The organism is Streptomyces sp. NPDC047525, assembly GCF_040643025.1.
Taxonomy (GTDB): domain Bacteria; phylum Actinomycetota; class Actinomycetes; order Streptomycetales; family Streptomycetaceae; genus Streptomyces; species Streptomyces durmitorensis.
Genome location: NZ_JBEYTL010000007.1, coordinates 262222 through 283267 on the forward strand (window position 1 = coordinate 262222; position 21046 = coordinate 283267).

At 70.0% G+C, this 21046-nt stretch carries 17 protein-coding genes; 8 read left to right on the forward strand and 9 right to left on the reverse strand.

Annotated features, from left to right (window positions below; translation table 11 throughout):
- Positions 1–121 precede the first annotated feature (121 nt).
- The 3 genes from ABZ833_RS22140 to ABZ833_RS22150 all read left to right on the forward strand — a co-directional run bounded on the left by ABZ833_RS22140 (position 122) and on the right by ABZ833_RS22150 (position 5158).
- Complete coding sequence (locus tag ABZ833_RS22140; RefSeq protein WP_361049172.1) at positions 122–1861, forward strand: D-aminoacylase; 1740 nt, start codon at positions 122–124, stop codon at positions 1859–1861.
- Positions 1858–3339: an aldehyde dehydrogenase family protein gene (locus tag ABZ833_RS22145; protein ID WP_361049174.1), complete on the forward strand. Its 1482-nt coding sequence runs from the start codon at positions 1858–1860 to the stop codon at positions 3337–3339. The genes ABZ833_RS22140 and ABZ833_RS22145 overlap by 4 nt, the downstream gene beginning before the upstream one ends.
- A gap of 259 nt (positions 3340–3598) precedes the next feature.
- Positions 3599–5158 (forward strand): APC family permease, encoded by a 1560-nt coding sequence (locus ABZ833_RS22150; RefSeq protein WP_249589334.1) that lies wholly within the window; start codon positions 3599–3601, stop codon positions 5156–5158.
- A 46-nt stretch (positions 5159–5204) separates the two neighbouring features.
- Here the strand turns inward: ABZ833_RS22150 and ABZ833_RS22155 are convergent, their stop codons facing one another.
- The 3 genes from ABZ833_RS22155 to ABZ833_RS22165 form a co-directional block, all read right to left on the reverse strand.
- Positions 5205–6746 (reverse strand): CehA/McbA family metallohydrolase, encoded by a 1542-nt coding sequence (locus tag ABZ833_RS22155; protein ID WP_361049176.1) that lies wholly within the window; start codon positions 6744–6746, stop codon positions 5205–5207.
- 106 nt (positions 6747–6852) lie between these two features.
- Entirely contained in the window at positions 6853–7182 is a 330-nt protein-coding gene (locus ABZ833_RS22160; RefSeq protein ID WP_361049178.1) for a hypothetical protein, read from the reverse strand.
- Between the two features lie 59 nt (positions 7183–7241).
- On the reverse strand, positions 7242–7658 hold the full coding sequence (locus ABZ833_RS22165) for an ankyrin repeat domain-containing protein (protein WP_361049180.1): 417 nt from the start codon (positions 7656–7658) through the stop codon (positions 7242–7244).
- Between the two features lie 132 nt (positions 7659–7790).
- On the opposite strand from ABZ833_RS22165, the gene ABZ833_RS22170 reads away from it, so the two are divergent.
- From ABZ833_RS22170 to ABZ833_RS22180, 3 genes are all read left to right on the forward strand, one after another.
- Entirely contained in the window at positions 7791–8339 is a 549-nt protein-coding gene (locus tag ABZ833_RS22170; protein ID WP_361049182.1) for a hypothetical protein, read from the forward strand.
- Positions 8340–8428: 89 nt separating this feature from the next.
- Positions 8429–9331 (forward strand): LLM class F420-dependent oxidoreductase, encoded by a 903-nt coding sequence (locus ABZ833_RS22175; protein WP_361049663.1) that lies wholly within the window; start codon positions 8429–8431, stop codon positions 9329–9331.
- Between the two features lie 36 nt (positions 9332–9367).
- Positions 9368–12001 (forward strand): bifunctional FO biosynthesis protein CofGH, encoded by a 2634-nt coding sequence (locus ABZ833_RS22180; RefSeq protein WP_361049184.1) that lies wholly within the window; start codon positions 9368–9370, stop codon positions 11999–12001.
- A 62-nt stretch (positions 12002–12063) separates the two neighbouring features.
- On the opposite strand, the gene ABZ833_RS22185 is transcribed toward ABZ833_RS22180, so the two are convergent.
- Positions 12064–13470, reverse strand: coding sequence for an FG-GAP-like repeat-containing protein (locus ABZ833_RS22185; RefSeq protein ID WP_361049186.1), 1407 nt, complete (start codon positions 13468–13470; stop codon positions 12064–12066).
- Positions 13471–13689: 219 nt separating this feature from the next.
- Positions 13690–14178 (reverse strand): hypothetical protein, encoded by a 489-nt coding sequence (locus tag ABZ833_RS22190; protein WP_361049188.1) that lies wholly within the window; start codon positions 14176–14178, stop codon positions 13690–13692.
- Between the two features lie 207 nt (positions 14179–14385).
- Here ABZ833_RS22190 and ABZ833_RS22195 point away from each other — a divergent pair, with 207 nt between their 5' ends.
- Positions 14386–15504, forward strand: a complete 1119-nt coding sequence (locus ABZ833_RS22195) for an ADP-ribosylglycohydrolase family protein (protein ID WP_249589343.1) — start codon at positions 14386–14388, stop codon at positions 15502–15504.
- Between the two features lie 102 nt (positions 15505–15606).
- Here the strand turns inward: ABZ833_RS22195 and ABZ833_RS22200 are convergent, their stop codons facing one another.
- Positions 15607–17178: a sodium:solute symporter family protein gene (locus ABZ833_RS22200; RefSeq protein ID WP_361049190.1), complete on the reverse strand. Its 1572-nt coding sequence runs from the start codon at positions 17176–17178 to the stop codon at positions 15607–15609.
- Positions 17179–17486: 308 nt separating this feature from the next.
- Positions 17487–18278 (reverse strand): SDR family oxidoreductase, encoded by a 792-nt coding sequence (locus ABZ833_RS22205; RefSeq protein ID WP_361049192.1) that lies wholly within the window; start codon positions 18276–18278, stop codon positions 17487–17489.
- Positions 18279–18368: 90 nt separating this feature from the next.
- On the opposite strand from ABZ833_RS22205, the gene ABZ833_RS22210 reads away from it, so the two are divergent.
- Complete coding sequence (locus ABZ833_RS22210; RefSeq protein ID WP_361049194.1) at positions 18369–19244, forward strand: hypothetical protein; 876 nt, start codon at positions 18369–18371, stop codon at positions 19242–19244.
- Between the two features lie 144 nt (positions 19245–19388).
- On the opposite strand, the gene ABZ833_RS22215 is transcribed toward ABZ833_RS22210, so the two are convergent.
- Entirely contained in the window at positions 19389–19598 is a 210-nt protein-coding gene (locus ABZ833_RS22215; protein ID WP_249589347.1) for a DUF397 domain-containing protein, read from the reverse strand.
- Between the two features lie 228 nt (positions 19599–19826).
- A complete protein-coding gene (locus tag ABZ833_RS22220; protein ID WP_249589348.1) occupies positions 19827–20684 on the reverse strand; it encodes a helix-turn-helix transcriptional regulator in 858 nt (285 codons plus the stop codon).
- Positions 20685–21046 lie beyond the last annotated feature (362 nt).

The following is a 21046-nucleotide window of genomic DNA, read 5'->3' on the forward strand; positions in this document are numbered from 1 at the left end:
GCACCCTCTTCGCCCTTCGGGCGTGTCCTCAAGCGCCGGACGGGCTTTCTCCCGCCCACCCACCCGTTCTGGACGGGTCGAATCCGCACCCACAAAAACCTTCAAGGGGGACGACCTCGCCATGCTCGACCACCTGATCAAGGGCGCGACCGTAGTCGACGGAACCGGCGCCCCCGCATTCACCGCCGACGTCGGCATCAGGGACGGGCGCATAGCCGTCGTCGCCGAACCCGGCACCGTCAGCGAGTCCGCCACCACCAGCGAGGACGCCCAAGGGCGCATCCTCGCCCCCGGGTTCGTCGACCCGCACACGCACTACGACGCCCAGCTCTTCTGGGACCCCTACGCGACCCCCTCCCTGAACCACGGCGTCACCACCGTCGCGGGCGGTAACTGCGGCTTCACACTTGCTCCGTTGAACCCCGCGCGTCCGGAAGACGCCGACTACACGCGGCGGATGATGTCCAAGGTCGAGGGCATGTCGCTGGTGGCCCTCGAAGAGGGCGCGCCCTGGACGTGGAGTTCGTTCGGCGAATATCTGGACGCCCTGGACGGGCGCGTCGCCGTCAACGCGGGCTTCATGGTGGGGCATTGCGCGCTGCGGCGGTACGTCATGGGTGCGGATGCCGTGGGTGGGCAGCCCTCTCCCGAGCAGCTTGAGGAGATGCTGCAGCTCTTCCATGACGCCATGGACGCGGGGGCCTGGGGCCTGTCCACCACGCAGTCGTCCACGCACTCCGACGGCGACGGCGAGCCCGTGGCCTCACGGCACGCGAAGCCCGACGAACTGCTCGCGCTCAGCAGGGCCGTCGCCGAGCACGAGGGCACGCAGCTTGAGGCCATCGTCGCGGGCTGTCTCGATCAGTTCAGCGACGACGAGATCGATCTGTTCGTCGAGATGAGCGCCGCCGCCGGACGGCCGCTGAACTGGAACGTCCTCACCATCGACTCCGCAGTGCCCGAACGCGTACCGCGCCAGCTGAGCGCCAGCGAGCGCGCCCGCAAGGCCGGTGGCCGCATCGTGGCCCTGACCATGCCGATCCTCACCCCCATGAACATGTCGCTCGGCACCTTCTGCGCGCTGAACCTCATCCCGGGGTGGGGCGACGTGCTCGGCCTCCCGGTCCCCGAGCGCATCGCCAAGCTGCGCGACCCCGAGGTCAGGGGCGAGATGCTGCGGCGCGCCGACAGCAAGGAAGCCGGGGTCTTCCGGCGGCTCACGCACTTCGACCGGTACGTCATCGGGGACACGTACTCCAAGGAGAACGAAGGCCTCACCGGCCGCGTCGTCGGGGACATCGCCGCCGAGCGCGGCCAGGAGGCCTTCCAGTGCCTCGTCGAGATCTGTGCCAACGACGACCTGCGCACGGTGCTCTGGCCCATGCCATCGGACAACGACCCCGACTCGTGGGCCCTGCGCCAGGAGACCTGGCAGCACGAGGACGTCATGCTGGGCGGCTCCGACGCGGGCGCGCACCTGGACCGGATGTGCGGCGCCCCGTACACGACCCGGTTCATCGGGGACTGCCTGCGGGGCCGCAAGCTGGTCGGCCTCGAACAGGCGGTCAAGATGCTCACCGACGACCCCGCGCAGCTCTTCGGGCTGCGGGAGAGGGGCCGTATCGAGGAGGGCTTCCACGCCGACCTCGTCCTCTTCGACCCCGAGCGCATCGACGCGGGCAAGGCCACGCTGGTGCACGACCTGCCGGGCGACAGCCCGCGCCTCGACTCGAAGGCGATCGGCATCAACGCCGTCTGGGTGAACGGCGTCGAGGCGATCCGGGAGGACCAGGTGACGGGCGCGACGCCCGGCACGGTCCTGCGGTCGGGCCGGGACACCCGGACGGTGAGCACCAAGTGAGTGACCGACGCGCCCAACTCCCGCAGGAACAGCGGCTGTTCATCGGCGGCGAGTGGACAGAGCCCGGCGGTGGTCACTACGAGGTGATCAACCCGGCCACCGAAGACGTCGTGGGCCTGGCCCCCGAGGCGAGCCGCGAGCAGGTGCACGCGGCGGCCGGCGCGGCCCGCGAGGCCTTCGCCACCTGGTCGCGTACGACGCCCGAGGAACGGGCCACGGTCCTTGACCGCGCCGCGTCGATCATGGAGCGCGACTTCGCCGCGTACGCGGAACTCGCCCAGGCCGAGAGCGGTGCGACGACCGGCACGGCGCGCGGGATGCAGGTCGCGGTGTCGGTGGCGCGCTTCAAGCGGTACGCGAAGGGCGCCCTGGAGCCGGTCGAGGCGGCCCTTCCCCCGCAGATCAACGAGGCGGGCCCGATGGGCAGGGCGGGCGTCGTGGGGGCGCTCACCGTCCGCCAGCCGGTGGGTGTCGTCACCTGCATCACCTCGTACAACAACCCGTGGGCCAACCCGGCGGGCAAGGTGGCGCCCGCCCTGGCCATGGGCAACACGGTCGTCGTGAAGCCCGCCCCGCAGGACCCGCTGTCGGTGTACCGGATGGCGGCGGCCCTTGAGGAGGCCGGGGCGCCGCCGGGAGTGGTGAACGTGGTGAGCGGCGCGCGCCCGGAGGTGGGCGAGGCGGCCGTGGACTCTGCTGACGTCGACATGGTGAGCTTCACCGGCTCGACGTCGGTGGGGCAGCGGATCGCCGAGGTGTGCGGCCGTGACATGAAGCGGCAGCTGATGGAGCTGGGCGGCAAGGGCGCGGCGCTCGTCTTCGACGACGCGGACCTGGACTCGGCGGTGGCGGGGATCGGCACCACGTTCTCCTTCTACAGCGGACAGATCTGCACGGCCCCGACGAGGGTCATCGCGCACCGCGCGGTCTACGACGCCCTGATCGAGAAGCTGACGGGCTACATCGGCTACATGAAGGTCGGCGACCCCCGGGAGAAGGGGACGATCGTCGGCCCGGTGATCTCGGCGGCGCACCGGGACCGCATCGAGTCGTATGTGGAGCTCGGCCGCAAGGAAGGCGCACGGGTCGTCGCGGGCGGCGAGCGCCCGGCCTCGTTCGAGAAGGGCTTCTACGTCGCCCCGACGCTGCTCGCGGACTGCACGAACGACATGAGGGTGGTCCGCGAGGAGATCTTCGGCCCGGTCGTGGTGGTGGTCCCCTTCGACGACGAGGAGGAGGGCATCGCCCTGGCCAACGACAGCGACTACGGCCTCCTCGACTACGTCTGGTCGGGCGACGTGGCCCGCGCCTTCCGCGTGGCGCGGCGGCTGCGGGCGGGCGGGGTCGGCGTGAACACGATCGGCAGGAACATGGAGGCGCCGTTCGGAGGGTTCAAGAAGAGCGGGGTGGGCCGGGACGTGGGCTCGTACGCGCTGCACGCGTACAGCGAGCTCCAGTCGATCGTGTGGCCCGGGTGAGCGGGCGTACGACCTCGGTGATGTCCGTTATGTGGAACGCGGGAAGACGCTCGGGAAAATTTTGAACCAGGGCAAAACGGACAGTGCTGCGGTTCCCGCATACCGGACGGTCTGGCTTTTGCCTGGCAATGGCTAGCCGTTTCGCTTGACGAGTAAAGCAATCAATGGGACATGCCCCGATTCGCCCATGGATTGCAAGCCGGGAGATCCGGATGTTCGTCCTCCGCATGTGGAAACCGCAGCCCTTAACGTCCTGTTCATGACCCAGTTGGACGTACGGCCCCAGGCCGGAGACACGGTAAACGGCGCCCCCGACGGGGGCGTACGCGCCAAAGGCCTCGGCGGGAACTCCGTCGGGCTCATGGGCAGCGCCGTCATCGGCATCTCCACCGTCGCCCCCGTCTACTGCCTGACGTCGACCCTCGGCTCCACGGCCGGCGAGGTCGGCCTGGCCATGCCCGCGGTCTTCCTCGCGGGCTTCCTGCCGATGCTCCTGGTGGCCTTCGCCTACCGCGAGCTCAACAAGGCCATGCCGGACTGCGGCACGTCCTTCACCTGGACGGTCAAGGCCTTCGGCCCCCGGATCGGCTGGATGTGCGGCTGGGGCCTGGTCATCGCCACGATCATCGTCCTGTCGAACCTGGCGGGCGTGGCGACCTCGTACTTCTGGCTCCTGGCGGGCGAGATCACGGGCAACGACTCGGTGGCGGCCCTGGACGACAACAAGGCCGTGCACATCCTCACGTGCCTGGCCCTGATCGCCGCGGCGACGGCGATCAGCTATCGGGGGATGACGGCCACGAAGGGGGTGCAGTACCTCCTGGTCGGCCTTCAGCTGGTGGTCCTCGCGCTCTTCGTCGTGATGGCCCTGGGCAAGGCCCGCAGCGGGGACATCGCCGGATCCATGGACTTCTCCTGGTCCTGGCTGAACCCCTTCTCCGTCCAGTCCTTCGGCGCCTTCACGGCCGGTCTCTCCCTGTCGATCTTCATGTTCTGGGGATGGGACGCGTGCCTGACCGCCAATGAGGAGACCACCGGCAGCGAGAAGACCCCGGGCCGCGCGGCGCTCATCTCGATGGTCGTCCTGATCGGCTCCTACCTCGCCACCGGAATCGCCGCCCAGATGGCCGTCGGCTCCGGCGACAAGGGCCTCGGCCTCGCCAACCCGGACACCTCCGACAACGTCTTCGCCGCGCTCGCCGGGCCCATCATGGGCAGCGGCCTGGGCATCCTGCTCTTCGTCGCCGTCCTCGCCTCGGCCGCCGCGAGCCTCCAGACCACGTTCATCCCGGTGGCCCGCACGGTCCTCGCGATGTCGACGTACGAGGCACTGCCGCCGTCCTACGCGCGCGTGCACCCCCGGTTCAAGACCCCGGGCCGTGCGACCGTCGTCGCGGGCGTCGCGACCGGCGTCTTCTACACGGTCATGACGCTGGTCTCCGAGCACGTCCTGGTCGACACGATCTACGCGCTCGGCCTCATGATCTGCTTCTACTACGCGCTGACGGCCTTCGCCTGCGCCTGGTACTTCCGCCGCGAGCTGTTCTCGTCCGCGCGCGACTTCGCCTTCAAGGGCTTCTTCCCGGTGTTCGGCGGCATCCTGCTGACCGCGGTCTTCGTCAAGACGCTCGTGGACATGTGGAACCCCGCCTACGGCAGCGGCTCCTCCGTCTTCGGCGTCGGCTCGGTCTTCGTGATCGGCGTGGGCCTGCTGCTGCTCGGCGTGGTGATCATGCTGGTGATGGGCCGCAAGAGCCCGGCGTTCTTCCGGGGCGAGGTCCTGAAGCGGGACACTCCGGCACTGGTCGTCGCGGACTGACCCCCTACGGGCCGCCCGCCCCGGAGGGACCGCGCCCCGGAAGGGCCTAGCTCCGGCCCAGGAACACCGGGTTCGTGAACGCCGTCAGGGGGCCCGGGAGGCCCGGCACCGTCGGGGCGTGGCGGACCTCGGCTCGTACGTACGCCGAGTACGACGGCGTCGTCCGCCACTCCGCCGTGCCCGATCCGGAGTCGGGCAGCGCCGGTGACGTGAACAGGACGCCCTGGTCCGTCACGAAGCGGATCGTGCAGCCGGGGGCGCCCGTGACGTCCAGGCGGATCGTCACCGGGGCGTCCTGCTCGACGTAGAGGCGCTCGCCGATGCCTGCTTGTTTGCCCTTGCCGCCCGTTGCCGTGAACTTGAGCGCGACGTTCTTGTTCTCGGCGACGTAGCTGTGGCCCGCGCGGATGCCCGCCTGGATGGCGTCGCGGGTCAGGGCGTCCGCGAGGACCACCGTCTGCGGGGTGCCGATGGGGTCGGGGTCGCGGTGGGCGTCGCTGTTGCCCATGGCCGGGATCCACGGCTTGCGGCCCCGGACGGACGCGACCAGGGTGCTGTCCCAGTCGGCGAGGGAGATCTCGTCGTCCGGGGTGTACGCGCCGTTCCACACCTCCACCGCGTCCGCTTCCCCGAAGCCGAACTTCCAGTTGCAGCCGATGCAGGTGGCGTGCGGGTGGGCGGGGACCACGAGGCCGCCCGCGTCGCGGACCTCGCGGGCGTACTTCCCGAAGCGGTTGTCGCGGGCGCGGTAGCGCCAGTCGATGAACGTGCCGGGGTCCGTGCCGAGCGCGACCACGTGGCCGTTGCGCGTGGTGATCTCCTCGCCCAGCATGACGAGCAGGTCGTCGCCCGCCTCATCGGCCCAATGGGCGTGCGCGGAGTGCGTGTTGTGGTCGGAGGAGTTGATGAAGTCGAGGCCCGCCGCGCGCGCGAGGGCCGCGATCTCGGCCGGGGTGCGCCTGCCGTCGGAGTACCAGGAGTGCAGGTGGCAGTCGCCGCGGTACCAGGCGCGGCCCCGCCCCTTCGCCCGCTCCGGCGGGTAGACGGGCCTGACCGTCTTGCCGGGCGCCCCGTACTTGAGGGTGATCGTGACCTCGTAGGGCAGGCCCTGCGGGGCGACCGTGTACGGGCCGAGCGCGATGTTCCAGGTGCCCGCCTTGACCGGTCCCGGGATGTAGCCGGGGGTCGCGTCGTCGGCGCGGATGAAGAACTCCGTGCGCGCGCCGCCCGACCAGCCGCGGAATCCCTTGCCGCCGAGTGCGGTGCCGCGCTGGTCGAAGATGCCGATGTCGAGCGCGTTGCCCTGGGTGCCCGCCGGGACCGTGACCTTCTCGTAGGTGTACGCGACGTGGATCTCCCGTACGCCGTCGGGGACTTCGACCGGCAGATACACGAAGTCGGGTGACCCGGTGGGCAGCGTGCCGCGCACCACCTTGGTCTCGTCGTCACTTCCGGATGCGCGCCCCGAGGCGCTCGCGAAGCTCACGCTGTTCAACGTAAGCGCGGCGGCGGCTCCCGTCACGAGCAGACCGCGCCGGTTGAGGGGTGTGTTGGCGGGTCTGGTCCGGTGGTGTTCGTCCTCGCACATGTGTCGGCTCCCCAGGGTGTCGGAAGGGACTGCAGGGCAACCCTGGTATTGAGCCGTGAACTCTCCGGCAAGGGAAGGCAATTGACAGACTTACGCCCGGTGTCGCTCAGCCGTTGCGGCGGGCCTTGCGCACGCGGCGCAGGGCGTACAGGACGATGACGACGATCACGATGGCCGCGATGATCCCGATGATCAGCCCGGCCCCGCCCTTGGACTTCTTCTTTTTCTTCTTCTTGGGCTTGGTCTTGGGCTTCGTCGGTGACTCGTCCGCCGCCCTGGTGTCCGTCTTCGCGGCAGCGGCACCTGTCGCGAGCGTCGTCGTGGCGGCTGCCGATGCCGCCGCCGTCCGTGGAGTGGCCGCGTAGGCCCCCGCCGACGCCGTGCCCCCCAGCAGTGCGCCGAGCAGCAGCAGTACGGTCGCGAAGCGAAGTCGCATGTGGAAATCCCCCGATTCCTTCGATTCCGGCGGATCCTAGGGCATGCGGAGCCCCGCGCCTAGGTGCTCGCGCCCGCCGCACGAAGCACGGCGGCCGTCTCCTCGTGCGATCCGTGCGTCGCCCAGTACAGCGGGGTGTTGCCCGTGCCGCCGTCCTCGCGGAGGTTCGGGTCCGCGCCGTGGGCGAGGAGTTCGCGCACGGCTTCGGTGTGGCCCCAGCAGGCCGCCGCGCACAGCGGTGTCCCCTGGTCGCCGTGGCCGCTCTCGGTGTCGGGGTCGGCGCCTGCCGCCAGGAGCGCCCGGACGATGGGCGCCGTGCCGTGGACGGAGGCTCCGTACAGCGGGGTCGTGCCGTCGGGGTCGGCGGCCCGTGGGTCCGCGCCCGCTCGCAGCAGCGCCTTCGCCTGGGTGGTGCAGCCCAGCTGCGCTGCCAGGACCAGCTTCTTCGTCTGCTTCTTGTGGCGCCGTCTGCTCATGAGGGGCAGGGTAGTTCGGCGGGTGCGCGAGGTGGTCGGATTTTCCGCTCCCCCGTGCGGCGGAGGACCACGGCCCGCACTCGGCCCGTACGCCGATGTGGGAGGCACGGGCCCGCGGCCAGCATGGCCCGCATGCTGAACGTGCTGAAGACGAACGCACTGCCCGACGTGCCCCGCTGGGCCGTGATCGCCGCCCACGCCGTCCCCCTGGCCACCCTCCCCTCCGGGCTGTGGCGGATCGCCCTCGTCGCCGGGCTCCCGGTGGCCGACGAGCCCGTCAGGGGCTGGGCGGAGGTGCTCTACGTCCTGGGGCTCAGCGTCGTCTCCGAGGGCCTGGCCCTGCTGACCCTCGGCCTGGTGCGGGGGTGGGGCGAGGTCGTGCCGGGGTGGGTACCGCTGCTCGGCGGGCGCAGGGTGCGGCCGCTCGCCGCGGTGGTCCCTGCCCTGCTCGGGGCCGCCGGTCTCTTCGCGATCATGGGCTGGTTCGCCTACGCCCAGTACGCGGGCCTGGGTCCGGGTGTCACCGGCAGCGCGGCCAAGGAGACGGTCCTCGTGGCCTGCTACGCGCCGCTCGTCCTGTGGGCCCCGCTGCTCGTCGCGGTGACGGCCGCGTACTACAGGAGGCGGACAGGAGGTGCGGGCGCGGCATGGACTCCTGCGGCGCAGGCGGCTAGTAAGTGAGCCCCGCTCGCGTACGGGATCCGCTCGCGTACGGGAATCCGTGCGCGAGCGGCACGGCGACGTACGACGACGTGACCGGAGGCCACCACATGCGAGTTGCCGCCACCCTCTACCTCACCGACGAGACCATCGCCCCGATCCGCCTGGCCCGTGAGCTGGAGCAGCGAGGTTTCGCGGCGCTCCACCTCCCCGAGCACTCCCACATCCCCGTGTCCCGCGAGACGCCCTACCCCGGCGGTGAACTCCCGCCCGAGTGCGCCCGCATGCTCAACCCCTTCGTCGCCCTCGCCCAGGCCGCCGCCGTCACCGACCGGCTCGGACTCGGCACGAACATCACGCTCGTCGGGCAGCACGACCCCATCGACCTGGCCAAGCAGATCGCGACCCTCGACCACCTCTCCGGCGGCCGTTTCACCCTCGGGATCGGCTACGGCTGGAACAAGGAGGAGGCCGCAGACCACGGCGTCGAGTGGCGCACGCGGCGTGCGCTCGTGCGGGACCGCATGGCGGTCATGAGGGCGCTGTGGGCCGAGCAACCAACTTCGTACGACGGTGAGTTCGGGAGTGTGCGGGCCAGCGAGGTCCACCCGAAGCCGGTGCACGCGCCGCGCCCGCGCAAGGAGGGCCCGCTCCACGGCCCCCGCACCCTCATCGGCGGAGCCGCGGGCCCCAAGCTGTTCGCGCACATCGCGGAGTACGCGGACGGCTGGCTGCCCATCGGGGGCGGCGGACTGCGGGAGACGCTCCCCGCGCTGCGCACCGCCTGGGCGGACGCGGGCCGCGACCCCGCCGGCCTGTACGTGGCGCTGTCCGCCGTCGAGCCGACCGAGGGCAAGCTCGCCCACTACGAGGAACTCGGCGTGGACGAGGTCGTCGTGCAGCTTCCGGCGGGCGGGGAAGCGGAGGTGCTCCGGGTGCTCGACGGGTTCGAGCGATACGTGCACCTCACACCCGCCCCCGCCGGGCAGGACCGAACCAGCACTGACCTGTAGCTGTTTCTCCGGGAGGTCGCTCGTATGCTCGGACGCATGACCAACAGCGCGCCGCAGGACCCAGGCCATCAGGAGTCGGCCCCCGCGCCGGCCCGACCCACCGCCAACGCCATGCGCCGCGCCCTCAAACGCGCCAGGGACGGCGTCGCGCTCGACACCGCCGAAGCCGCCGTGCTGCTCCAGGCGCGCGGCGACGACCTGAAGGACCTCGCCACGTCCGCCGCGCGGGTGCGGGACGCGGGGCTCGCGGCGGTGGGGCGGCCCGGTGTCATCACGTACTCGAAGAAGGTCTTCATCCCGCTGACCCGGCTGTGCCGGGACAAGTGCCACTACTGCACCTTCGTGACCGTCCCCGGCAAGCTGCGGCGCGAGGGGCACGGGATGTTCCTCTCGCCGGACGAGGTCGTCGACATCGCACGGCGCGGGGCGGAAATGGGCTGCAAGGAAGCCCTGTTCACGCTCGGCGACCGGCCCGAGGACCGCTGGCCCGAGGCGCGCGAGTGGCTGGAGGCGGAGGGCTACGACGACACGCTCGCCTACGTCCGCGCGATGGCGATCAAGGTCCTTGAGGAGACGGGTCTGCTCCCGCACCTCAACCCCGGCGTCATGACGTGGACCGACCTGCAGCGGCTCAAGCCCGTCGCGCCGTCCATGGGCATGATGCTGGAGACGACGGCGACGCGGCTGTGGAGCGAGCCGGGCGGTCCGCACCACGGGTCGCCCGACAAGGAGCCCGCGGTCAGGCTGCGGGTCCTGGAGGACGCGGGGCGCTCGAACGTCCCCTTCACCACCGGGGTCCTGATCGGGATCGGCGAGACGTACGAGGAGCGGGCGGATGCCCTCTTCCGGCTGCGCTCGACGCAGCGTTCGTACCACGGCATCCAGGAAGTCATCGTGCAGAACTTCCGCGCCAAGCCGGACACGGCCATGCGCGGCATGCCCGACGCCGAGCTGGAGGAGCTCGCCGCGTGCATCGCGGTGGCCCGGCACATCCTCGGCCCGAGCGCCCGCATCCAGGCGCCGCCGAACCTGGTGGACGCCGAGTACGCGCTCCTGATCGGCGCGGGCATCGACGACTGGGGCGGCGTATCGCCCCTCACGCCCGACCACGTGAACCCCGAGCGCCCCTGGCCGCACATCGACGAGCTGGCCCAGAAGACCGCCGAAGCGGGCTTCACGCTGCGTGAACGGCTCACGATCTACCCGGAGTTCATCGAGCGCGGCGAGCCCTGGCTCGACCCGCGCCTGCTGCCGCACGTGCGCGCGCTCGTCGACCCGGAGACGGGCCTGGCGAACGAGGACGCACGGCCGGGCGGACTGCCCTGGCAGGAACCGGACGAGGGGTACGTCGCCTCGTCCGGCCGCACGGACCTGCACCGCACGATCGACACGACCGGGCGCACGTCCGACCGCCGCGACGACTTCGACGAGGTGTACGGCGACTGGGAGGCCCTGCGCGAGCAGGCCGCGCCCGGCATGGTCCCCTCGCGCATCGACGGCGACGTGCGCGCGGCCCTGAAGACGGCCGCCGACGACCCGACGCGCCTGACGGACGAGCAGGCCCTTGCCCTGCTGCACGCGGACGGGCCCGCGCTCGACGCGCTGTGCGGCATCGCGGACGACGTACGCAAGTCGATGGTCGGCGACGACGTCACGTACATCGTCACGCGCAACATCAACTTCACGAACGTCTGTTACACCGGCTGCCGCTTCTGCGCGTTCGCCCAGCGCCGCACGGACGCCGACGCGTACACGCTCTCCCTGGACCAGGTCGCGGACCGGGCCGCGCAGGCGTGGGAGGTGGGCGCCACCGAGGTGTGCATGCAGGGCGGCATCCACCCGGACCTGCCGGGCACCGCCTACTTCGACATCGCGCGGGCGGTGAAGGAGCGCGTGCCGGGCATGCATGTGCACGCGTTCTCGCCGATGGAGGTCGTGAACGGCGCGACGCGCACGGGTCTTTCGATACGGGACTGGCTCAGCGCCGCGAAGGACGCGGGCCTGGACTCGATCCCCGGCACGGCCGCGGAGATCCTCGACGACGAGGTGCGGTGGGTCCTGACCAAGGGCAAGCTGCCGACGGCGACGTGGATCGAGGTGGTCAAGACGGCCCACGAGCTGGGCATCCGCTCGTCGTCCACGATGATGTACGGGCATGTGGACCAGCCACGGCACTGGCTCGGGCACTTCCGCACGCTGGCCGCGATCCAGCAGGAGGCGCTGGCCAAGGGGGTGGAGGGCTTCACGGAGTTCGTGACGCTGCCCTTCATCCACACGAACGCGCCGGTGTATCTGGCGGGCATCGCGCGCCCAGGACCGACGACCCGCGACAACCGCGCGGTGGTCGCGATGGCGCGGCTCCTGCTCCACCCCCACATCCCGAACATCCAGACCAGCTGGGTGAAGCTGGGCACGGAGGGTGCGGCGGAGATGCTGCGCTCGGGCGCGAACGACCTGGGCGGGACGCTGATGGAGGAGACCATCTCCCGGATGGCGGGCTCCAGTTACGGCTCGTACCGCTCGGTCAAGGACCTCGTCGCGATCGCGGAGGAGGCCGGACGTCCGGCGAAACCACGGACGACGCTGTACGGAGAGGTGTCTCTGGAGCGCCAGGAGGCGGCCGCCGCTTCGGACGGCCACCTCCCGGAGCTGCTTCCCGTCCTGGACTGACTCGGGGGAAAGGTCAGCCCGGCGGGGGCGGGGCCGTCGGGCGAGTCCGCCCGACGGCCGGGTCAGGCGAGCTCGCCGCCGAAGCGGGCCCCCGCCTCCGGGGTGCCGAGCGAGGACGGGCTGAACGACGTGATGCCGGTCGTCGTCAGGCCCGTCTTGGTGCCACGGAACAGCCAGGCGGCGCCCGAGTCCTTGGTGGTGCCGTCCTCCTGGGGCACGCCCACGGTCAGGTCGGCGAGGCCGTCCTTGTTCACGTCGGAGAGCTTGACCTCCTCACCGAAGTTGTCGCCCTTCTCCGAGACGCCGGGGACGGCTGCCGTGTCCTGGTTGAACGCCTGGGCGCCGGTGCCGGTCAGACCGTTCGCGCCGCCCTTGAGCAGGACGACCGCGCCGGTGTCCGCGACGTTGCCGAGGTTCTCGCCGGGCACGCCGACAACGATGTCCGCGTAGCCGTCACCGGTGACGTCGCCCGCGGTCACGGAGTAGCCGAACTGGTCGCCCCGCTCGGGGCCGTTGATCTCCGCCGCCTCGCTGGCGCCGGGGACGCCCGCGGTGTCCTGGTCGATCTTCGCGGTGCGGCTGGAGAAGCCGGACGCGGAGCCGTAGATGACCCGGACGGCGCCCGCGTCGTAGACCTGGGTCTCGGAGACCTCGTCGACCTCGCGGGCGACCAGGTCGCCGTAGCCGTCCTTGTCGACGTCGGCGATGACGCCGTTCGTCGTGAACTTCTTGGTCGCCGTCGACGTCTTGGCGAGGCCGTCCTTGCTGCCCTTCCACAGGCGCGAGGAGTACTGCATCTCCTCGAAGTCGTGGCTGGTGACGAGGTCGTCGGCGCCGTCACCGGTCACGTCGCCCACCATGAGCTCCTTGGGGCCGTCGTCGCCGTTCTCGACGGAGGAGGTGGAGGCGGGCTTCCCGTCGCGGGTGAACGGGCCGTAGCGCACCTCAAGGGTGGACGAGGAGTTGGCGACGAGGTCGGCCTTGCCGTCGCCGTTGAAGTCGCCGGACTTCAGCGTCTGCACGTACTCGCCCGGCAGCTCGCTGCCCTGGGTCAGGCCGTTCGCGGAGCCCCAGATCACGACGTCCTTGGAGCCGTTGTTCACGGTGAGGTCGGTGTATCCGTCGCCGTCCAGGTCGGCTGCCTCGGTGCTGGCACCGAAGCCGCCGTCCACCTCGGGGTCGCCGGGTACGCCGGCGGTGGTGCGGTTGATCTGCTTGGCGTGCGCGGTGTCGGCGCCGGACGCCGAGCCGTACACGATCGAGACGTAGCCCGCGCCGGCCTTGCCGTCGACGGCGCCGCGGTACGCGGAGACGGCGAGGTCGGCATATCCGTCGTGGTTGAAGTCGGTCACCGGCTTGCTCGCCGCGGCTGCGGCGGGCGCGGCGGCGGCGGAACCCGCCGTGGCGACGACGGCGAACGGGGTCGCGAGCGCGGCAACCGCGACGGCTGCCATAAGGGAACGGCGCACTGGTCCTCCTGTGGGGAATTCACTGTGACACCAGAGGAGACAGGCGCCTTGGGCAATCGGTTGTACACCGCAGGTTCATCGTTACGACGCCCGGACATTTCCGTTACAGACCCTGGAGTTCCCCTCGTGCCACAGGCCCGGGACCGGGAGGGCGCGGCGGACGGCGCAGCGGTCTACCTGGCAACTCCGCCTTGAACTAAAGGAGTTCGCGCCGTCCCGTCACTTGGTGCGCGGTCCGCCCTCGGCCTTGCGCGTCAGGGCAGCCTGGCAGCCGCGTACCCAGTCGCTCCGGTACTTCGCGGGAAGGGCGCCCGTGTACTCGGGTGTCGAGACGTAGCTGTGGCAGATCTCCCGGTAGTCCGCTTCACCGGCCTCGCCGACCGTGCGTGCTCTCAACGTGATCGTGTCCGTGGGTATCTCGGTTGTGAGGCTTGGGGATTGGAGAGGGTAGGGCTGTTTCGTCGAGGGCGAGGGCGAGGGCGTGGGGGCCGCAGTCGGACTGGGGCTGGGGGCGGGCGACGTCGCCGGGTCAGGTTCCGGCTCGGTACGGGCCTTCACCCACGCATAGCCCTGGTCATACGCTTCCTTGGCCTTCGGGTCGTCCCTGGCGGGGAAGGCCGAGGTCTCCAGGACGACCGTGGCGACGGCCGAGACGGTGATGGCTGCGGCCAGGGATATCAACGCGACGCGGGGCTTGGGCTTGCGCATCGCGGCAGCGTTTCACATCAGGGTTCCGGCCCTTCCCGTTCCGTCCTCTCCCGCAATGAAAAGCCCTGGTGAAGGCCGGTCAAAAGTGATCTGAAGGGCGACTCCTTAGATATCGCATCGACCCTGAACCGACCGTTCCTGGTCGATTACAGTGCTGCGCAGAACGTGCGCAGAGGGTGCGCGGCGAGAGCAGGGAGAGGAGGTGCCGTGAGCACCGCAGCAGCCACCGGAGTCTGGGGACGTGCCGAGCAGCAGGACTTCCGCAGCCGGGTTCGCGGCACGTTGCTCGGAGCCGCCGTCGGGGACGCGCTCGGCGCGCCCGTCGATGAGCTGAGCCTCGACGGGATACGGGAGGCTCACGGCGCCGAAGGGCTGACCGAGCCCGCCCCCGCTCACGGCAGGCGCGGAGCCGTCACCGCGGCCACGCAGCTCACCCTCTTCACCGTCGACGGACTCATACGCGCCCAGGTGCGGCGCGACACCGGCGCCTGGCATCCGCCCACCGACCTGCACCGCGCCTATCGCCGCTGGGCGGCCACCCAGAGCGACTGGGGGCCCGACGAGCGGCGCAAGGAAGACGGGTGGCTGGCCCGCGAGGAGTGGCTCTACTCACGGCGGTCGCCCGCCCGTGCCTGTCTGGTCGGGCTCGGGGACGACACCATGGGGACCCTGGAGGCTCCCAAGAATCCGGACGAGCGGGGGGCCGAGGCCGTGACGCGGTCCGCCCCCTTCGGGCTTCTGGTCGGGTGGGAGCCGCAGCTCGTGCTTCAGCTGGCCGTGGAGTGCGCGGTGCAGACGCACGGCCATCCCACCGCCTACCTCGCGGCCGGCGCGCACACGATCCTCGTGCACGGTCTCGCCCGGGGCGAGTCCTTGGACGGGGCCATCCAGCGGGCGCTCGCGCTGCTCGCCGCCCGGCCCGGCCATCAGCCCGTCACCGATGCGCTGAAGCACGCGCTGGGGGCCGTGCGGCAGGGGATGCCCACGCCCTCCCGGGTGGAGGAGCTGATGGGGGACGGGGGAGCCGAGGGCGCGCTTGCCGCCGCCGTGTACTGCGCCCTCGTGGGCGAGGACATCCGGCACGGGCTGCGTCTCGCCGTCAATCACGGGGGCGCGTCCGCCGCCGCGGGAGGCCTGTGCGGGGCGCTGCTCGGCGCGCTGCACGGAGAGACCGCGTTGCCTCCGGGCTGGCTGACCGAGCTGGAGGGCCGCGCGACGATCCTCGAGCTTGCGGACGACTTCGCGATGGAGATGACGCAGGGGCCCGCGCTGCACGGGCCCGCGGTCTCCTCGCCGGGGTGGCTGGCGCGGTATCCGCGGGCGTGAGGGGTTTCCCAAGACACAGGACGGGCTGAAAGATCTCCCCCTGTCCCGCGGGATCTCTCAGCCCGTCCGGCGTTTGAGGACGAACTCGGCGAAGCCGGTGATCTACGGCAACCGGCCCTGCGGGGTGACTACTTCGTCGACCTCCTCTGCCGGGGGCGGAATCACTGCTCCACCGGCGGAGTCATCCGTATTGATCTTCTCGATGATCGCGTCCCGCTCCGGAGTGTCCTCCGGCTTCAGGTAACCGACCAGGATGTAGAGGATGAGTGAGACCGCCAGCGGGATCGAGACCTGGTACTCCAGCGGCACCCCGCCCTCGACGTTCCAGTTGATCGGGTAGTTGACCAGCCAGAAGGCCAGCAGACCCATCGACCAGCTGGTCAGCGCCGCGGTCGGTCCCGACTTGCGGAACGTGCGCAGCAGACCCAGCATCATCGGGATCGCGATCGGGCCCATGAGCCCTGCCACCCACTTGATGACGACGGTGATGATGTCCTTGAACGCGGGGGAGTTGACCTGCGTGGCCACCGCCATGGAGAGGCCCAGGAAGACCACCGTCGTGAGGCGGGCCGCGATGAGGCCCTTGCGGTCGTTCCAGCTCCTGGCCGCCTTGGACACCACCGGTGCCACGTCCCGGGTGAAGACCGCCGCGATCGCGTTCGCGTCCGAGGAGCACATGGCCATCGTGTGCGAGAAGAAACCGACGATGACCAGGCCCAACAGGCCGTGCGGCAGCAGCTGTTCGGTCATCAGGGCGTACGAGTCCGAGCCGTCGGGCTTCTGCGCGTCCACCAGGAGCGGGGACATCCACATGGGGAAGAAGAGGACGACCGGCCAGACCAGCCACAGGATCGCCGAGAGCCGGGCCGAGCGCGTCGCCTCGCGGGGGCTCGACGTGGCCATGTAGCGCTGGGCCTGGTTGAGCATGCCGCCGTTGTACTCGAAGAGCTTGATGAAGAGGAACGCCAGCAGGAAGATCGTGCCGTAGGGCCCCACCAACGGCTTTCCGTGGCCCGCCAGTTCGGGCTCGTCCCAGACGCCGAAGAAGCCGCCGTGCTCGCCGAGCTTGGCCACCACGGCCACGAACATCGCGACACCGGCAAGGAGTTGGATGATGAACTGGCCGAGCTCGGTGAGCGCGTCGGCCCACAGGCCGCCGATGGTGCAGTAGATGGCGGTGATCACGCCGGTGATCAGGATGCCCTGGTTGATCGAGATGCCGGTGAAGACGGAGAGCAGCGTGGAGATGGCGGCCCACTTGGCGGCCACGTCCACGATCTTCAGGAGCATTCCGGACCAGGCGAGCGCCTGCTGGGTCTTCAGGTTGTAGCGGTTCTTGAGGTATTCCAGCGGCGAGGCCACGTGCAGCCGTGAGCGCAGCCGGTTGATGCGGGGAGCGAATAGCTTCGAGCCGATGGCGATGCCGAGCGCGATCGGGAACGACCAGGTGATGAAGGACGTGACGCCGTAGGTGTACGCGATGCCCGCGTACCCGGTGAACATCACCGCGCTGTAGCCGGACATGTGGTGCGAGATGCCGGACAGCCACCAGGGCATCTTGCCGCCCGCGGTGAAGAAGTCGCTCACATTGTCCACGCGTTTGTGGGACCAGATGCCGATCGCGACCATGACGCCGAAGTAGCCGATGAGCACGGCCCAGTCGAGACTGTTCATGTGCCCCCTCCAGGGGTCCGCCTTGTGAACTGCGCTGAAATGCCGTGCACTTCGCCAGTTTCGTGACATACGGGACGTGGGCGGCCTTGAAGTGCCCGCTCATGGTGGGTTCGCGCGGACGCCGCGGACAACCGCTCGTGAGGTCAAGAGGGAGTAAAATCGTTCTGTTTGCTGACCTGTGTTCACATGCTTGATCCTGAGTGATCTTCCGGCAAGGCTTCTGCCGGCACACAAAAGCGGCTGTACGGGACCCAAGTCCCGTACAGCCGCTGTCCGTTCGCCGGGCGCGACACCTGCCGCATCGACACCTATCGCATCAGCTCTCCCGCGTTCACCAGGAGCGACTGGCCGGTGATGGCCCGCGCCCGGTCCGAAGCGAGGAACACCGCCGCATCCGCCACGTCCCCGTCCGTGGCCAGCTCGGGCAGCGCCATCCGCCCCGCGAGCCGCCCGCGCACCTCCTCCTCCGGCACCCCTTCGGTGTGCGCGGTGAACTGGACGTACGCCTCGACCGGCGGGCCCCACATCCAGCCGGGCAGCACCGTGTTGACCCGGATCCGGTCGGGCCCCACCTCGTGCGCGAGCGAGTACATCGCCGACGTCAGCGCGCCCTTCGACGCCGCGTATGCCGCCTGCCGCACCTGCGAGGGCGAGGCGATGGCCGACTGCGTGCCGATGAACACCACCGAGCCGCCGCCCCGCTCCTTGAGTGCGGGCAGGCAGGCCCGCGTCATCCGCAGCGTGCCGAGGAGGTTCACGTCGATCACCTGCTGCCAGGTCGCGAAGTCCGCGTCCCGCACGCCCCCGAAGTAGCTGTCCCAGGCGGCCACATGGACCACCGCGTCGATCCCGCCGAAGCGCTCGCGCGCCAGCTGGGCCAGGGCCTCGCACTGGGTCTCGTCGGTGATGTCGGTCGCGCGGTACGCCGTCCGCGTGCCCTCGGGGTCGATCTCCGCTGCCGACTTCGCGAGGTTCGCCTCCGTGCGCGCCCCGAGGACGGCCCGGCCCCCGTCACGTACGACGGCGGCCGCCACCTGATGGCCGAGACCGGTACCGACCCCCGAGACGACGACGGTCTTTCCTTCGAGGAGCGACGGCATGGAGCGCCTCCCGGCTCTGGCAGTTTTGCTGACGGGGCGTCAGAGTATGGGCGTCCACCGGAGGAAGGAAGAGGGAGGAAGGGGAGAGGGATGAGCGAGGACACCCGCGGGAGCGCCCGCGACGACACGCGCGACGGCACCCGCAGCGAGGTGTACGGCGAACTGGCCGCCGTCGGGCCCTACGGCGTCCACCCGGGCCACGCCCTGATCACCATGGTCGAGCCGCATCCGGGTCATGAGTACGCCTACAACCGCTGGTACGAGGACGACCACTACTACGCCGGCGCGATGGCGATGCCCTGGATGTACGCGGGCCGCCGCTGGGTCGCACCCCGAGAGCTCCAACTCCTGCGCCTGCCCGAGAAGTCGGCGGTCGCCGAGCCCCTGACCGCGGGCTGCTACCTCTCCACGTACTGGGTCACCGAGGGCCGCTACGACGAGCACATGAAGTGGACCGTCGGCATCAACAAGCGCCTCAACCGCGACGGCCGCGTCTACCAGGACCGCACACACGTGTTCACGGCCTTCCAGGACCACGAGGCCACCGTCTACCGGGACGGGGCGGCAGGCCCCCGCGACTTCCACGCGCTCGACCACCCCTACCAGGGCCTGGTGCTCGAAGTCATCGACGCCGAATCGGGCGAGCAGCGGGAGGAGCTCCTGGAGTGGCTGCGCGCCAAGCACCTGCCGCGCGCTCTGGCCGGGTCGCCCGCCGCGATGGTGACCATCTTCCGGCCGACCCCGCTGCCGGGGGACCGGATGACGTACGTGAAGCAGGTCGAGGGAGTCGACACGCGGCTGACTCTGCTCTGGTTCTTGCAGGCCGATCCGCGGGAGTGCTGGCAGGAGCACTTCGCCGGGCGGGCGGACGCGGTGGCGGAGTCGGGGATGGGGAGGGTGGAGCTGGTGGCGCCCTTCATTCCCACGGTGCCGGGAACGGACATGTACGTCGATCAGCTCCGGTAGATAGCTCCGGTAGACAGCTCCGATAGATAGGCCGAGCCCCCTCGGCCGGGACGGCGGGCCAGTCGAGAGGGCTCAATCGGTTCTGCTTATGCGGTTGTTGATCTCTCGCTGATCCTGAAGTGCTGTTGCGCGAGGGGTCGCCTATCAGCCGAGGTGTGTGGTCTCCCGGCCGACCTCGGAGACGAACGCGCGCCATGAGTCGGAGGGAAAGGCGAGGACGGGGCCCTCGGTGACCTTTGAGTCCCGGACCGAAATTGCCGTAGAAATCGGGGACTTGACCTCGACACATGCGCCGTTTCCCGTGGAATACGAGGACTTGACCCACGTATTCGTAGCGCCCTGATGAATTGCCATGGTTACTCCGGTTTGCCCAGTTGTTGAGTTGCGGTCACCGCCAAGTGCGGCTGCGCCAACAGGTGTTGCTTGATGGCGTGAATGACGCTACTCGCCAACATCGCCGAGTGAAGAGAGCGTTCACTCGACCGGATGGCATATTCCATTGGGGTCTTCCGCCTCGCCGAGGCCAAGGTGTACCGTGCGGCGCTTTCCCCGTGCAGGGCGGTCGTATACGCGGTGTGTGATCTAGCGTGCGTACTCTTTCGCGATGTCTGCGATGAGTTGGCGTGATTGATCCACGTTCAGGGCCTGTGCCCGCAGATGCTCGTACATCACGCTGTACTGCTGGACGTCGTTCGCTTTCTCCAGATAGAGATCGCTCGTGACGCCCTCGATGTAGACCACGCTGGAATCCGCGGCGTCCGGGAACTCGAGAATCGCGTACTGGCCGTTGAGGCCGGGGTGCGCGCCCATCTCGAAGGGAATCACCTGGACGGTCACGTGCGGCAGTTGGGACTGCTCCACGAGATGCTCCAGCTGGTCGCGCATGAGATGCCGGGAGCCGACCACGCGGCGCAGCGCGGACTCGTCCAGGACGGTCCACAGACGCAGCGGATTCTCCGGGGCGCTGATGCGCTCCTGACGGCGGACGCGGACCTGGACGCGCTTCTCGATGTCGGTCGGCGTGGTCTCCGGCAGCGCGCCGGTGATGAGCGCCTCCGCGTACGGACGGGTCTGGAGCAGGCCGGGGACGACCTGCGGGTCGTACACGCGCAGGGATGCCGCGTCCGTCTCCAGGCCGATGTAGACGCTGTACGGGATGTCGCCGAAGGAGTGCCACCAGCCCTGCTGGCGCGAGTCCTTGGCCATTTGCATGAGCGAGTCGACGATGCGGTGGTCCTCGACCTCGTAGACCCCGCAGAGGTCGCGTACATCGCGCTGGCTGATCGAACGGCGGCCGTTCTCGAGGCGGCTGATCTTCGACTGCGAGACCAGCAGGCGCTCGGCGACCTCCTCGGCCGTCATGCCCTTGAGCTCACGGAGCCTGCGGAGCTCCTGGCCCAACCGGCGTCGCCTGACGGTGGGATTGACACTGGACGCCACGGACGTGCACCTCCGACTACATGCCTCTACTTTGCGTATCTGCTGTTCAGCAGAGTGCCACCAACGTGTCGCGCACCGCTGGGAAACAGCCGATGTGCGGTGCGAACCGCAATGCGACACGAAGACGGACGTGAGGACTGGTGTGAGGGGTGCGGCCCGGCCGCGCGGTGCCGGAATGAATGTGCGGCCGCGCGGGGCGGAGGTACCGGTGTCGTCGTCCGGACGTTCCGGTGCCAGTGCCCCGCGCGGCCCAGCGGCTCCCGAACCGGGTCTGGGGGACTGCGGTGCGGCGGTGCTGTTGCCGGTACTGCGGTGAGTCTTTACTGCGGTTGCTGCGGTGAGTCTCTTGCTGCGGTGCGTCC

What these genes read in the sequence shown, in the direction of transcription:
- ABZ833_RS22165 (WP_361049180.1), bottom strand. Translation starts at nt 7,658, where the DNA reads ATGAGCAGACGGCGCCACAAGAAGCAGACGAAGAAGCTGGTCCTGGCA.
- ABZ833_RS22155 (WP_361049176.1), bottom strand. Translation starts at nt 6,746, where the DNA reads ATGTGCGAGGACGAACACCACCGGACCAGACCCGCCAACACACCCCTC.
- ABZ833_RS22190 (WP_361049188.1), bottom strand. Translation starts at nt 14,178, where the DNA reads ATGCGCAAGCCCAAGCCCCGCGTCGCGTTGATATCCCTGGCCGCAGCC.
- ABZ833_RS22215 (WP_249589347.1), bottom strand. Translation starts at nt 19,598, where the DNA reads ATGGCAATTCATCAGGGCGCTACGAATACGTGGGTCAAGTCCTCGTAT.
- ABZ833_RS22175 (WP_361049663.1), top strand. Translation starts at nt 8,429, where the DNA reads ATGCGAGTTGCCGCCACCCTCTACCTCACCGACGAGACCATCGCCCCG.
- ABZ833_RS22160 (WP_361049178.1), bottom strand. Translation starts at nt 7,182, where the DNA reads ATGCGACTTCGCTTCGCGACCGTACTGCTGCTGCTCGGCGCACTGCTG.
- ABZ833_RS22170 (WP_361049182.1), top strand. Translation starts at nt 7,791, where the DNA reads ATGCTGAACGTGCTGAAGACGAACGCACTGCCCGACGTGCCCCGCTGG.
- ABZ833_RS22210 (WP_361049194.1), top strand. Translation starts at nt 18,369, where the DNA reads ATGAGCGAGGACACCCGCGGGAGCGCCCGCGACGACACGCGCGACGGC.
- ABZ833_RS22180 (WP_361049184.1), top strand. Translation starts at nt 9,368, where the DNA reads ATGACCAACAGCGCGCCGCAGGACCCAGGCCATCAGGAGTCGGCCCCC.
- ABZ833_RS22200 (WP_361049190.1), bottom strand. Translation starts at nt 17,178, where the DNA reads ATGAACAGTCTCGACTGGGCCGTGCTCATCGGCTACTTCGGCGTCATG.
- ABZ833_RS22205 (WP_361049192.1), bottom strand. Translation starts at nt 18,278, where the DNA reads ATGCCGTCGCTCCTCGAAGGAAAGACCGTCGTCGTCTCGGGGGTCGGT.
- ABZ833_RS22150 (WP_249589334.1), top strand. Translation starts at nt 3,599, where the DNA reads ATGACCCAGTTGGACGTACGGCCCCAGGCCGGAGACACGGTAAACGGC.
- ABZ833_RS22140 (WP_361049172.1), top strand. Translation starts at nt 122, where the DNA reads ATGCTCGACCACCTGATCAAGGGCGCGACCGTAGTCGACGGAACCGGC.